Below are 15,186 nucleotides of genomic sequence, written 5' to 3'. Positions count from 1 at the left end.
AGGAGAGTTCCGTCCTCGTCCTCGTCGTGCACCACATCGCCGGTGACGGCTGGTCCCTGGCACCCCTGTGGCGGGACGTGTCGACGGCGTACGCGGCACGCCGCTCGGGCAAGACCCCGGACTTCCCCCCGCTGCCGGTGCAGTACGCCGACTACGCGCTGTGGCAGCAGCGGCTGTTCGGCGACGAGGACGCCGCCGGCAGCCGGCTCACCGCGCAGGTCGAGCACTGGCGGGCCGCCCTCGACGGCGTCCCCCACGAACTCGCCCTGCCGTTCGACCGGCCCCGGCCGGCCAGGCCCGGACGCGGCGGCGGCTGGGCCGACATCGACGTGCCCGCCGGACTGCACGCGCGACTGGCCGAGTTGGCGCGGTCGGAGGGCGTGACGATGTTCATGGTGTGGCAGGCGGCGGTGGCCGTGCTGCTCTCGCGGCTGGGCGCGGGCGAGGACATCCCGCTGGGCAGCCCGGTCGCGGGCCGTACCGACGAGTCGCTGGAGGACCTGGTCGGGTTCTTCCTCAACACCCTCGTGCTGCGCACCGACCTGTCCGGCGACCCCGCCTTCACCGACGTGCTCGCCCGGGTGCGCAGCACGGCACTGGACGCCCTCGACCACCAGGACGTCCCCTTCGACCGCCTCGTGGAGAAGCTGGCACCCGCCCGCTACACCGACCGCGTCCCCTTCTTCCAGGTCCTGGTCGCCGTGCAGAACATGCCGCAGGCCCAGGTCGCGCTGCCCGGCCTGGACGTCGACGCCGGACCGGGCAAACCCACCACGGCCAAGGTCGACCTCGACGTCCAGGTCGTCGAACTCCACGACGCGGACGGAGCGCCGAGCGGCATGGCCGGAGGGCTCACCTACGCCACCGACCTCTTCGACCACTCCACCGCCGAGAGCCTCGTCGCCCGGCTGCTGCGCGTCCTGGACGCGGTCACCGCCGACCCCGCCCGCCGGGTCTCCCGCATCGACGTCTTCGACCCCGCCGAACGGCGGCGCCTGCTCACCGAGTCGAACGGCGCCCGCAGCGACACCCTGGCACTCACCGTCCCCGAGCTGTTCGCCGTCCGCGCCTCCCGCGCGCCGAAGGCCGTCGCCCTCGACACCGGGGCCGAACCGGTCACCTACGGAGAACTGGACGCGCGCTCCAACCGGCTCGCCCACCACCTCGTCGACCTCGGCGTCGGCCCGGAGACCGTGGTCGCCGTCGTCATGGACCGCTCCCCGGACGTGGTCACCGCCCTGCTGGCCGTGCTCAAGGCGGGCGGCGCCTACCTCACGCTCGACCCCGCCCAACCCCGCTCCCGCACCGCCGAGATGACCGCCCTCGCCGGAGCCGGGGTCTGCCTGGCCGACCAGCGGTACGCCGAAGAGGCGCGCGGCCGGTTCGCCACCGTCGTCGTCGCCGACGCGGGAGACGCCGAGTGGGCCGACCGGCCCGCCGGCACCGTCGCCGGACGCAGCCTGCCCGACCAGCTCGCCTACCTCATGTTCACCTCCGGCTCCACCGGCGAACCCAAGGGCATCGGCACCACCCACCGCGACATCGTGGACCTCGCCGGCGACCGCTGCTGGCAGTTCCCCGGCACCGCGCGCGGCATGTTCGCCGCGCCGCACACCTTCGACGGGTCCACCGTCGAGGTGTGGGTACGGCTGCTCACCGGCGGCACCCTGATCGTCACCCCGCCCGGGCGGACCGACGCCGCCCGCCTGCGCTCCCTCGTCGCCGACCACGGACTCACCCACGCCCATCTGACCGCCGGCCTGTTCCGGGTCATCGCCGAAGAGGACCCGGCCGCCTTCACCGGCGTCCACGACGTGCTCACCGGCGCCGACGTCGTCCCCAGGGAGGCGGTCCGCCGCGTCCTCGAAGCGGTCCCCGGCATCGTCGTCCGCAGCAGCTACGGGCCGACCGAGGCGACCGTCATCGCCACCCAGATCCCGCTCACCGAACCCGACGCCCTGGGCGACGTCGTGCCGATCGGCCGCGCCATGGACAACACCGGCGTGTACGTCCTCGACGACAGCCTCCAACCGGTCCCGGCGGGCGTCGCGGGCGAGGCGTACATCGCGGGCGCCGGACTCGCCCGCGGCTACGTCGCCCGCCCCGGACTCACCGCGGAGCGGTTCGTGGCCTGCCCGTTCGACGTACCCGGCGCCCGCATGTACCGCACCGGGGACATCGTGCGCCGACGGGCCGACGGCGCGCTGGAGTTCGTGTCCCGGGCCGACGACCAGGTGAAGATCCGCGGGTTCCGGGTCGAGCCCGGCGAGGTCGAGAAGATCCTGGCCGGACACCCCGCCGTCGCCCAGGCCGTCGTCACCGTCCGCGAGGACACCCCCGGAGACAAGCGCCTGGTGGCCCACCTGACCGCGGCGCCCGGCGAAGCCCTCCCGGACGTCCGCGAGTTCGTCGCCGGCCGGCTGCCCGAGTACCTCGTGCCGGACGCCGTCGTCGTCCTGGACCGACTGCCGCTGACCGCCAACGGCAAGGTGGACCGCGCGGCGCTGCCCGCCCCCGAGGCGGCGAGCACGGGCGCGGCACGCCGGCCGCCGTCCCTGCGCGAGGACCTCCTCTGCTCCGTCTTCGCCCAGGTCCTGGGCGTGCCCCGGGTCGGGGTGGACGACGACTTCTTCGCCCTCGGCGGCCACTCGCTGCTGGCCGTGCGCCTGGTCAGCCGCATCCGCAGCGTCCTCGGCGCCGAGATCCCCGTACAGGCGGTCTTCGAGACCTCCACCGTCGCCGGTCTCGCCCCCACCGTCGAGGCCGCCGGCTCCACCGGCATCCTGCGGCCCGCCCTCGCCGCCGGGCCCCGGCCCCCTCGGCTGCCGCTCTCCTACGCCCAGCGCCGCCTGTGGTTCGTGGACCGGCTGGAGGCGGCCGGACCCCTCTACAACGTCCCGCTCGCGCTCCGGCTGACCGGCGCACTCGACACCGGCGCACTCCGGGCGGCCTGGACCGACCTGCTCACCCGGCACGAGAGCCTGCGCACCCGGTTCCTGCACGCCGACGGCGACCCCTACCAGGACATCGTCTCCCTCGACGACTTCCCCCCGTACTTCGCCGTCGAGGCCGTGGGCCGCGGGGAACTGGAGGCCCGGATCGACGAGGCCGCAGGACACGTCTTCGACCTCACCGCCGGACCGCCCGTGCGGGCCACCCTCCTCGACGTGGACGGGCCCGACACCGACGAGGCGGTGCTGGTCCTGGTCACGCACCACATCGTCGCCGACGGCTGGTCGATGGTCCCGCTGCTGCGCGACCTGTCCACCGCCTACACCGCCCGCCGGGCCGGCCGCGCCCCCGGCTGGGAACCGCTGCCCGTGCAGTACGCCGACCACACCCTGTGGCAGCGCGGCCTCCTCGGCGACGGCGACGACCCCGACAGCGTCCTCGCCGGCCAGGTCGCCCACTGGCGGGACGCGCTGGACGGCAGCCCCGAGGAACTGGCCCTGCCCACCGACCGGCCGCGTCCCGCCGTGGCGAGCCGCGAGGGCGGCTGGGTGCCCATGAGCGCGCCCGCCGACCTGCACGCCCGCCTGACGGAACTCGCCGTCGCCCAGGGGGCCACCGCCTTCATGGTGTGGCAGGCGGCGCTCGCCGTCCTGCTCTCCCGGCTGGGCGCCGGCCAGGACATCCCGATCGGCAGCCCCGTGGCGGGCCGCACCGACGAGGCCGCCGACGACCTGATCGGCTTCTTCGTCAACACCCTCGTGCTGCGCACCGACCTCTCCGGCGACCCCACCTTCACCGAGGTGCTCGGCAGGGTCCGCCGGTCGGCGCTGGGCGCCCTGGGACACCAGGACGTACCGTTCGAGCGGCTGGTGGAGGAACTGGCACCCACGCGGTCCCGCGCCCGCCACCCCCTCTTCCAGATCCTGCTCGCCGTGCAGAACGTGCCCGCCGCCACCGTCGACCTGCCGGGCCTGCGCGTGGAGGCGCTCCCCACCGAGCTGGGCCGCGCCAAGTTCGACCTCGACCTCCACGTCGCCGAATCCTTCGACGACGAGGGCCGGCCCGCCGGCATCGACGGCGGCATCACCTACGCCGCCGACCTCTTCGACCGCACGACGGTGCAGGCCCTGCTCGACCGCCTCCTGCTCGTCCTGCACGCCGTCGTCGCCGACCCCTCCCGGCGCGTCCACGACATCGCCCTGCTCGACAGCGACGACCGGCACCGTGTCCTCACCGAGTGGAACCGCACCGAACGGGCCGCACCGGCCGCCACCGTGCCCGACCACTTCCGGGCCCAGGCCGCCCGCACCCCCGACGCCGTCGCCCTGGTCACCGACGGCGCCCGGACGACGTACGCCGAACTCGACGCCGCCTCCGACCGGCTCGCCCGGTACCTGACCCGGCACGGCGCGGGCCCCGGGCGCCTCGTCGCCGTCGTCATGGAGCGCTCGCCGGAGACGATCACCGCCCTCCTCGCCGTCCTGAAGACCGGCGGCGCCTACCTCCCCGTCGACGTCGGCTACCCCGCCGCCCGCATCGAACTGATGCTGCGCGACGCCGCCCCCGCCCTCCTCCTCACCACCACCGACCTGGTGGACCGGCTGCCCGGGAGCACCGGCGGACCGGACCGCATCGTCCTCGACGACCCCTCGGTCCGGGACGCGGTGGCCGCGGAGGACGCCACCCCCACGGCCACGCCCCCGCACCCGGACTCCGCCGCCTACACCATCTACACCTCCGGATCCACCGGCACCCCCAAGGGCGTCGTCGCCACCCACCGCGCCGTCGACCGGCTCGTCCGCCCCGCCGACTACGCCGACCTGCGCGCCGGAGACGTCGTCTCCCACCTGGGGTCCGTCTCCTTCGACTCCACCACCTTCGACATCTGGGCCACCCTCCTCAACGGCGCCACCCTCGCCGTGGGGCCGGCCGGCTCCCCGTCCGTCGCCGACATCCGCGACTACCTCGCCCGGCACCGGGTCACCGTCGCCCTGCTGCCCACCGGACTGCTGCACCAGGTCATCGACCTCGACGTCGAGGCGCTGCGCGGCGTCCGCTCCGTACTGACCGGCGGCGAGGCGCTCTCCGTCGAACACTGCCGCACCCTGCTCGACACCCTGCCCGGCACCCGGCTGATGAACGGCTACGGGCCCACCGAGAGCGTCACCTACACCCACACCCACCCCGTCACCCGCGCGGACGTCGACAGCGGCCGGGCGATCCCGCTGGGCCGCCCGCTGGCCCGCACCCGCGCCTACGTCCTCGACAGCGCCCTGCGGCCCGTCCCCGTCGGCGTGCCCGGCGAGCTGTACATCGCGGGCGACGGCCTCGCCCACGGCTACGCGAACCGTCCGGGCCTGAGCGCCGAACGGTTCACCGCCTGCCCGTTCGAGGACGGCGGCGCCCGGATGTACCGCACCGGCGACCTCGTGCGCTGGCGGGCCGACGGGGTGCTGGAGTTCGTCGGCCGGGCCGACGACCAGGCCAAGATCGGCGGCTTCCGCGTCGAACCCGGGGAGGTGGAGGCCACCGTCTCCGCCCACCCCGACGTGGCCCAGGCCGTCGTCGTGGTCCGCGAGGACACCCCCGGCGACAAGCGCCTCGCCGCCTACGCGGCACCGGCGGACCCCGCCGTCTCCGGCCGTGAACTGGCCGACCGCATCCGGCACTTCGTCGCCGAGCGGCTGCCGGACCACCTCGTGCCGCCGTTCGTGACCGTCCTGGACCGGCTGCCGCTGACCCCGAACGGGAAGGTCGACCGGGCCGGCCTGCCCGTCCCCGACCCGATGGCGGCCGTCAGCGTCGCACGCGGCCCGGCCTCGCCGTACGAGGAACTGCTCGGCGTCGTCTTCGCCGACGTGCTGCGCCTGCCCCGCGTCGGCGTCGACGACGACTTCTTCGCCCTGGGCGGGCACTCCCTGCTCGCGGTCCGGCTGGTCAGCCGCATCCGCACCGTACTGGGCGCCGAGACCTCCGTGGCCACCGTCTTCGAGAACCCGACCGTGTCCGGCCTCGCGCGGCAGCTGACCCGGGCCGGCGGCCGGGCCCGTCCCGCCGTCGTGCCGATGCCCCGGCCACCGGTGCTGCCCCTGTCCTACGGCCAGAGCCGCCTCTGGTTCGTGGACCGCATCGAAGGCCCCAACCACCTCTACAACATCTGCCTCGTCCTGCGCCTCACCGGCGACCTGGACCCCGGGCTGCTGCGCCTGGCCCTCGCCGACGTCGTCGCCCGGCACGAGAGCCTGCGCACCACCTTCCCCCTCGTCGACGACGAGCCGAGCCAGCACGTCCTGGCCGTCGAGGAGGCGGCCGTGGACCTGCCGGTCACCGTCGTCACCGAGGAGGAACTGGCCGGCCGGCTCGACGCGCTCGCCGCCCACCCCTTCGACCTGGCCCGCGAACTGCCGCTGAAGACCGCGCTGTTCTCCCTGCGTCCGGGCGAGTGGGTGCTCTCGGCGACCGTCCACCACATCGCCGGCGACGGATGGTCGATGGGCCCGCTGTGGCGGGACCTCTCGCAGGCGTACCGGGCACGCGCCGCCGGACGCGCCCCGGAGTGGGAACCGCTGCCCGTGCAGTACGCCGACCACACCCTGTGGCAGCGGGACTTCCTCGGCGACGCGGACGACCCCGGCAGCGTGCTCGCCACGCAGGTCGCCCACTGGAAGGAGCGGCTGCGGGGAGCCCCCCAGGAGCTCGCCCTGCCCGTCGACCGGCCCCGTCCGGCGGTGTCGGACCACCGGGCCGGACTGGTGCCGCTGAACATCCCGGCACCCCTGCACGCACGGCTGGCCGAGCTGGCACTCGGACAGGGCGTCACCATGTTCATGCTGCTGCACGCGGCGGTCGCGGTGCTGCTGTCGAAGAGCGGCGCCGGACGCGACATCGTGCTGGGCAGCCCCGTCGCCGGCCGCACCGACCAGGCCCTGGACGACCTCGTCGGCTACTTCGCGGGCACCCTGGTGCTGCGCACCGACCTGTCGGGGGACCCCGACTTCCTGGAACTGCTCGACCGGGTGCGCACGGCCGGCCTCGACGCCTTCGAGCACCAGGACGTGCCCTTCGAGAGGCTGGTGGAGGAGCTGGCCCCGGCCCGCTCCATGGCCCGCAACCCCCTGTTCCAGGTGATGCTCGCCGTGCAGAACAACCACCGGGACACGCTCAGCCTCCCCGGTGTGCAGGTGCGCGAGGAGCCGGCCGGGGCCCCGACGGCGCGGTTCGACCTGGACTTCGAGTTCCGGGAGAGCTTCGACGAGTCGGGCGCGCCCGCCGGACTCGACGGAGAGGTCGTCCATGCCACCGAACTCTTCGACCGCTCCACCGTGCAGACGCTCACCGCCCGGCTCCTGCGGGTCCTGGAGACGGTGGCGGCCGACCCCACCCTCCCGGTGGCCCGAGTCGACCTCCTCGACGACGCCGAGCGGCGGCGCGTCACCGAGGAGTGGAACGACACCGCCGGCCCCCTCCCGGACGGCACCCTCGCCGGGCTCTTCGACCGGCAGGCCGCCCGCACCCCCGACGCCGTCGCCCTGGTCCACGACGGCGCGGAGATCACCTACGCCGAGCTCGCCGAGCGATCCGGCCGGCTCGCCCGGCACCTGATCGGCCTCGGAGCCGCGCCCGAGACCCTGGTCGGCGTGGCCCTCGACCGGTCGGTGGAACAGATCGTCGCGCTCCTGGCCGTCGTCAGGACCGGCGCCGCCTACCTGCCCGTCGACCCCGGCCAGCCGCGGCGGCGCACCGACCTCGTGCTCACCGACGCCTCGCCGGTCCTCGTGCTGAGCACCGCGGAGACCACGGCCCGGCTCGGCGGCACCGGGGCCGGGACGCCGGCCCGGTGGATCGACCTCGACGGACCCCTGGCCGACGGCCTCCGGGACACCCCGGCGCCCGCGGCCGTCACCGACGCCGACCGGGGGACGCCGCTGCGGCCGCACCACCCGGCCTACGTGATGTACACCTCCGGCTCCACCGGCACCCCGAAGGGCGTCGTCGTCCCGCACTCCGGCGTGGTCAACCAACTGGCCTGGATGCAGGAGGAGTACCGCCTCGAACCGGCCGACCGCATGCTGCAGCGGGCGTCGTTCGGCTTCGACGCCTCGGTGTGGGAGATCTTCTGGCCCCTGCTGAACGGTGCGGCGGTGGTCCTGAGCGGCCCCGGCTCCCACGCGGACCCCGAGTACCTCGCCGGCCTCGTCGACCGGGAACGGGTGACCGTCGCCCAGTTCGTCCCCTCCGTGCTGCGGACGTTCCTCGACGGCGGCGCCGCCGGGCGGTGCACGAGCCTGCGGACGGTCCTCTGCCTCGGCGAGGCGCTCCCGGCCGCCGTGCGCGACCGCTTCCGGCAGACCCTGGACGCGGAGCTGCACAACCTCTACGGCCCCACCGAGGCGTCCGTCGCCGTCACCGCCTGGACGTGCGACGCGGCACAGGACGGCGCCTCCGTGCCCATCGGACGCCCCCTGCGCAACATCAGGGCGTACGTCCTCGACGACGGCCTGCTGCCCGTGCCCCCCGGTACGGCCGGTGAACTGTACGTCGCCGGCACCGGCCTGGCCCGCGGCTACCTGGGCCGGCCGGTACTCACCTCCGAGCGCTTCGTGGCCTGCCCGTACGGACCGGAGGGCGAGCGGATGTACCGCACCGGCGACATCGTGCGCTGGACGGCCGGGGGCCACCTGGAGTTCCTCGACCGCGCGGACGACCAGGTGAAGATCCGCGGCTTCCGGGTCGAGCCGGGCGAGGTCGAGGCGGCCCTGGCCACCCACCCGGAGGTCGCCCAGGCCGCCGTCGTCACCCGCGAGGGCCCCGGCGGCGACCCCGCCCTCGTCGGCTACCTGGTACCGGCCGCCGCCGGCGACGACGACGGCGCGGACCTGGTGGCGCAGGTCAGGGAGTACCTGGCGGAGCGCCTCCCGGAGCACCTGGTGCCGCCCGTGCTGACGCCGCTGGACACGCTGCCGCTCACCCCGAACGGCAAACTCGACCGGTCCGCCCTGCCCGCCCCCGACTACACCGCCCTCGCGACCGGCGGCCGGGCACCCGCCACCCTGCGCGAGCAGCTGCTGTGCTCCGTCTTCGAGCAGGTGCTCGGCGTCTCACCCGTCGGCGTCGACGCGAGCTTCTTCGACCTCGGCGGACACTCGCTGCTCGCCGTACGGCTCGTCAACCGCATCAGGGTGGTCGTCGGCGCCGACGTCCCGGTCCGGGCCGTGTTCGAGGCACCCACCGTCACCGGCCTGCTGGCCTGGATCGCCCGCGAGGGGCGGCAGGGGACCGCCGACGTGCTGGTGCCCATGCGCTCCACGGGCGGAAGGCCCCCGCTGTTCTGCGCCCACACCGTGCTCGGTCTCGGCTGGGAGTACGGCTGGCTCACCGACGCCGCGCCGGGCGACCAGCCGCTGTACGCCCTGCGCCCCCGCGGCATGGACACCGGCAGCGCGGAACTGCCCGACTCGCTGCCCCGGATGGCCGCCGACTACGTCGAGCAGATCCGCACCGTGCAGCCCACCGGCCCCTACCACCTGCTCGGCTGGTCCTTCGGCGGTAACGTCGTCCAGGAGATGGCGGCCCAGCTCCAGGACGCGGGCGAAGAGGTGGCCGCCCTCGTCCTGCTGGACTCCAGCCCCGTGGACGGCCCCGCCACCGCCGAGCAGCGGGCGGGCTTCGCCGAACAGGAGGAGACGGTGGCCGGCGCACTCACCGGCGAGGAGCACGAGGCGTACCTCCGCATCGTCCGCAACAACACCCGCATCCTGCTCGCCCACCGCACCCGGAAGACCACCGGCACCCTGCTGCTCGTCTCCGCCGACTCCGAGACGAAGGCGGCACTGTGGCGCCCCTTCGTCTCCGGCGAGGTACGGGAGCACGTGCTCGACTGCGCCCACCGCGACATGCTCCTGAACCCGGACGTCGTGCGGCGGATCTGGGACATCGCGGCGGGCGAGCTGGAACCGACCGACACCGACGACACCGACACCGACCCGGACCGGGCGTAACGGCCCGGCGGACCGAAGCCCCTGCGAGACGAGGATGGCCGTGGGCGACCCCCTGTACACCGTCACCACCATGCCGACGCGACGCCGGCCCGACCGGCCGTTCGACCCGCCGGCCGAACTGCTCGAAGCCCGCCGCCACGGCCCCATCAGCCGCTACGTCTTCCCCGGCGGCGTCGACGGATGGCTGGTCACCGGATACGACCTCATCCGGTCGGTGCTGGCCGACCCCCGGTTCAGCTCGCGCTGGGAACTCCTGCGCCACCCGACCGTCGACCACGGGGACGTCGAACTCGAACCGGCGCCCCCGGGCGAGTTCCTCTTCATGGACGAACCGCGCCACGGCCGCTACCGCAAGCCGCTGATGGGCAAGTTCACCGTGCGGCGCATGCGGCTGCTGACCCGACGCATCGAGGAGATCACCGCCGAACACCTCGACGCCATGGAACTGGCCGGAGGGCCCACCGACCTGGTGACCGCCTACGCCAAACCCATCCCCGCCGTCACCATCTGCGAACTGCTGGGCGTCCCGCACGAGGAGCGCGCCACCTTCCAGAAACAGGTCGACGCCTTCCGGGACCTGGAGTCCGACCGCGACGACCTCATAGCGGCCTACCACGCGACCCGAGCCCACCTCGCGGCGCTGGTGGCCGCCAAACGCGCCCGCCCCACCGACGACGTGCTCAGCGAACTCACCGACGGGGACCTCACCGACGAGGAACTGGTCGGGATGTCCCTCTTCCTGCTCGCGGCCGGACTCGACACCACCATGCACATGATCGGTCTCGGCACCTTCGCGCTGCTGCGCCACCCCGAGCAGCTCGCCGCGCTGCGCGCCGACCCCGCGCTCGCCGACCGGGCCGTGGAGGAGCTGCTGCGCTACCTGAGCGTCGGCAAGACCTTCATGCGGACGGCACTGCGGGACGTGGAACTCGGCGGGCACACCGTCAAGGCCGGCACCTCGCTGATCCTGAGCTACAACACGGCCAACCGCGACCCCGAGCGCTTCACGAACCCCCACCTGCTCGACCTGCACCGCCAGGAGGGCGCACACATCGCCTTCGGACACGGCATCCACCAGTGCCTGGGCCAGCAACTGGCCCGCGTCCAGATGAAGGTGGCGTTCCCGGCCCTGGTCAACCGCTTCCCGACGCTGCGCCTCGCCGTACCCGCCGAGGAGATCGCCCTGCGTCCCGAGGCGGAGATCGCGGACGTCTACGGCGTGAAGAGCCTGCCCGTCACCTGGGACGCGTAGACGCGTAACTGTGGCGAACGTGGATGCCGTCCGGCCCCCGCCACGGCAGATTGTGACCGATCCGCTGCCCCTCCCGTGCACCAGTGAGGAACGTCGCCATGAGTGATCAGACACTGACTCGAGCACCGCGCCGGTACAAGTCGCCGCAGCAGGACAGTGCCCGCTGGGACGACTTCCCGCTGCGCGAGGGCGACATCGTCGTCAGCAGTCCGGCGAAGGCCGGTACGACCTGGGTGCAGATGATCTGTGCGCTGCTCGTGTTCCAGACCCCGGAACTCCCCAAGCCGCTGTCGGCCCTGTCGCCGTGGCTGGACCAGCTCTTCACGCCGCAGGACCAGATGTACGCGCAGCTCGCCGAGCAGGAGCACCGGCGCGTCATCAAGACGCACGTCCCGCTCGACGGACTGCCCCGCGACCCGCGCGTCAGCTACCTCGTCGTCAACCGGCACCCCCTGGACCGGGCCCTGTCCATGTACCACCAGGTCGCCAACGTCCGCGCCGAGTGGCTGCGCGCCTTCAACAGCGACCAGGACTCCGAGAAGTACTCCGGTCGGGCCCGCGAGTACCTGCTGAACTGGTGCCGCGCCGGCGAGTCCGACGGCTGGGAGCAGGACGTGGCCGCCGCCGAGCTCCACCACCCGCTCGACGCCTGGAACCGGCGTGACGAGCCGAACGTACGGCTGCTGCACTACGAGGACCTGTGCGCCGACCTGGAGGGCGAGATGGCGGCGCTGGCCGAGTGGCTGGGCATCACCGTGGACCCGGCCGTCTGGCCGGAGCTGGTGCGGGCGGCGACCTTCGACGAGATGAAGGGCCGCGCGGAACACCTCGCGCCGGACAAGGAGATCCTCGCGGACCCCGCGGAGTTCTTCCGCTCGGGACGCTCCGGCGGCGCCCGCGGCGTCCTGACCGACGCCGACCTCGACGCCTACCACGAGCGCGTCGGTGCCCTCGCCCCGAAGCAGTTCCTCGACTGGCTGCACGGCGGAGCGGCGGGCGCCCGCCCGTGACGCCTGCCCGGCGGTTCGCCGACGCGGTACTTCGCCGCCCACACCACGACTCGAAGGAGACCCCGCTGTGACCCCGTCCGCGCCACCGCCGCCCGCCACCGCCGCCCGGCCCGCCACCGCCGCCGACGCCCTCGACGTCCGCCGCGTCTCCGGCGCCCTCGGGGCCGAGGTCCGCGGCATCGACCTCAACGACCTCACCGACGCGCAGTTCGACCGGATCCACGAGCTGATGCTCGAACACCTCGTGCTGTTCTTCCCGGACCAGGAGAAGCTGACCCCCGCCGGGCACGTGGCGTTCGGCCGGCGCTTCGGCGAGGTGGAGGTCCACCCCTTCCTGCCCAAGCTGGCGGACCACCCCGAGATCACGGTGATCGAACCCGACAAGGGCGGCAAGGCCGACGAGTGGCACATCGACGTCAGCTTCAGCCCCAGCCCGCCGATCGCGTCGATCCTGCACCTGATCGACACCCCCTCCGCGGGCGGCGACACCATGTGGAGCAACCAGTACCGGGCGTACGAGACGCTCTCCGAGCCGTTCCGGGAGATGCTCGAAGGGCTCACCGCGGTCCACGTCCTGAAGATCCCGCCGGTCGTCGAGATGTCCGCCGAGCACCCCGTCGTCCGCGTCCACCCGGTGACCGGACGCAAGTCGCTCTACGTCACCCGGATGTGGACCTCGCACATCCCGCAGCTCACCCGGCAGGAGAGCGACACCGTCCTGCAGCACCTGTTCGAGCACTCCGAGCAGCCGGCCTTCACCCTCCGGCACCGCTGGGACCCGCACACCGTGGCCCTGTGGGACAACCGCGTCACCCAGCACATCGCCATCAACGACTACCAGGAGCACCGCCGCGGCCAGCGCGTCACGGTCAACGGCGACGTGCCCTCCGGCAACACCCCCCGCCGGCCCGAGTACCGGCGCAACGGTGACGAGCGGTACTACCCGCGCCGCGTCAACGCCAAGGTCGGCTACTGAGCCGCTCCCGCACCCCGCGGAGGACATCCCCACGCAGGAAAGACGGAGGAAGACGTGCGCGGAACCCAGCAACCGGCCGGCCGGGCACCCGGGCCGCCGCCGCAGCGAGCAGCCGCCGGGCCCCCGGGACTGGCCGGTGTGGGCACCGCCGTACCGCCCGTCTCGTACACCCAGCGGGAGGTCCTCGACACCTTCGGCATCACCGACCGGCGCATCCGCTCCGTCTTCCTCGGCGGCACCATCGAGCGCCGCAACCTCACCCTGCCCCCGATCGGCCCCGACGGGACACCTCTTGAGGAGTCCCAGGGCGACCTGCTGCGCAAGCACACCGAGACCGGGCTGCGGATGGGCCGGGAGGCGGTCGAACGCTGCCTGGCGGACGCCGCCGCGGAACTCGCCGACGTCCGCTACCTGTGCTGCGTCACCTCCACCGGACTGCTCACGCCCGGCCTCTCCGCGCTCCTCATCCGGGACCTCGGCATCCATCCGTCCTGCCAGCGACTGGACGTCGTCGGCATGGGCTGCAACGCCGGGCTCAACGCGCTCAACGCCGTCGCGGGCTGGGCCGGCGGCCACCCCGGCGAACTCGCCCTGATGGTCTGCGTGGAGGCCTGCTCCGCCGCCTACGTCTTCGACGGCACGATGCGCTCCTCGGTGGTCAACAGCCTGTTCGGGGACGGCGCGGCGGCCGTCGCCGTCCGTGCCCGGGAGCACCCCGGCGACGAGGCGCCGCCCGGCCCCGAACTGCTGAGGTTCGCCAGCCACATCATCCCCGAGGCCGTCTCCGCGATGCGCTACGACTGGGACGACGCGCACGGCAAGTTCAGCTTCCACCTCGACGCCGACGTGCCCTACGTCGTCGGCGCGCACGCCGAGACGGCGGTCTCCCGCCTCCTGGACGGCACCGGACTGGCCACCGGGGACATCGACCACTGGGTGGTGCACTCCGGCGGCAAGAAGGTCATCGACGCGATCCGGGTGAACCTCGAACTGTCCCGGCACGACGTGCGGCACACCACCGGAGTGCTGCGCGACCACGGCAACCTCTCCAGCGGATCGTTCCTGTTCTCCTACGAGCGGCTGCGCGACGAGAAGGCCGCCGTCCCCGGCGACCTCGGAGTCCTGATGACGATGGGGCCGGGCTCGACCATCGAGACGGCCCTGGTGCGCTGGTGAGGAAAGGAGCTGGTGCGACCATGAAGACCGGACCCGACCGGACGGGACTGCCCGGGGAACTGGGCATCCTGGTCCGGCTGGACGGCGGCAGTCCGCTGCCCGAACTGACCGCCGCGCTGGACGCGGTCTGCGAACAGGCCGGGGAACGGGGTGAACGGACGGTCGTGGTCCTGCGGTTCACCCCGGCGCCCCACCAGCCGCGCGAGTGGCCCGGCGGCGTCTCCATCCAGGAGGTCAAGCGCTGGGAGCGGGCCGTGCGCCGCCTGGAACGGCTCGACCACGTCAACATCGCCGTCGCCGAGGGGACGTGCGGCGGCCCGGTCCTCGACCTGCTGCTGGCCGCGGACTACCGGATCGCGGGCCCCGACCTGCGCCTGCTGCTCCCCGTCAACGAGGGACACTTCTGGCCCGGCATGACCCTGTACCGGCTCGTGCAGCACATCGGGCTGGCCCGCGCCCGCCGCATCGTGCTCTGGGACTCCGCCATCGAACTCGCAGACGCCACGGAACTCGGCATCGTCGACCAGGTCAGCGAGGACCTCACCGAGGCCGTCCACACCGCGGCCGTCCTGCGCGGCCGGCTCTCCGACCGGGAGACCCGCATCCGCCGGCGGCTCCTGGAGGAGGCCGCCTCCGCCGAGTACGAGGACGCGCTCGGCGTCCACCTGGCCGCCTGCGACCGGGAGTTGCGACGCCTGTCGGGCCACGGACCGGAACCGACGGAGGCGCCGCAGTGACCACCCGGCCCGCCGCCCCCGCCGCCCCCGCCGCCCCCGCGGCCCCCGGCGCCCCCGGGGCGGGGGCGCGCCGTGCGGCCGGCCC

The 15,186-nt window shown here is 73.9% G+C and carries 6 protein-coding genes; all 6 read left to right on the top strand.

What is annotated here, in order from left to right; translation table 11 throughout:
* The coding region (locus HZS56_RS34570) for a non-ribosomal peptide synthetase (RefSeq protein ID WP_216724769.1) at window positions 1-9,950 on the top strand (9,950 nt) is incomplete at its 5' end.
* A 34-nt stretch (window positions 9,951-9,984) separates the two neighbouring features.
* Window positions 9,985-11,202 carry a cytochrome P450 gene (locus HZS56_RS34565; protein WP_253915377.1) on the top strand — a complete coding sequence of 406 codons (1,218 nt, stop codon included), beginning with the start codon at window positions 9,985-9,987 and terminating at the stop codon, window positions 11,200-11,202.
* Between the two features lie 98 nt (window positions 11,203-11,300).
* On the top strand, window positions 11,301-12,212 hold the full coding sequence (locus HZS56_RS34560) for a sulfotransferase domain-containing protein (protein WP_216724767.1): 912 nt from the start codon (window positions 11,301-11,303) through the stop codon (window positions 12,210-12,212).
* Between the two features lie 67 nt (window positions 12,213-12,279).
* Complete coding sequence (locus HZS56_RS34555; RefSeq protein ID WP_216724766.1) at window positions 12,280-13,188, top strand: TauD/TfdA dioxygenase family protein; 909 nt, start codon at window positions 12,280-12,282, stop codon at window positions 13,186-13,188.
* Window positions 13,189-13,317: 129 nt separating this feature from the next.
* Window positions 13,318-14,364, top strand: coding sequence for a 3,5-dihydroxyphenylacetyl-CoA synthase DpgA (gene dpgA / locus HZS56_RS34550; protein WP_216724770.1), 1,047 nt, complete (start codon window positions 13,318-13,320; stop codon window positions 14,362-14,364).
* 20 nt (window positions 14,365-14,384) lie between these two features.
* Window positions 14,385-15,101 (top strand): enoyl-CoA-hydratase DpgB, encoded by a 717-nt coding sequence (gene dpgB, locus HZS56_RS34545; protein WP_216724765.1) that lies wholly within the window; start codon window positions 14,385-14,387, stop codon window positions 15,099-15,101.
* Window positions 15,102-15,186: the final 85 nt, after the last annotated feature.

Origin of the sequence: Streptomyces mayonensis (genome assembly GCF_018982965.1) — a bacterium.
In the GTDB taxonomy this organism is placed as follows: domain Bacteria; phylum Actinomycetota; class Actinomycetes; order Streptomycetales; family Streptomycetaceae; genus Streptomyces; species Streptomyces mayonensis.
The sequence above is the reverse complement of the archived record's forward strand: the minus strand, read 5'-3'. Positions and strand labels throughout refer to the sequence as shown.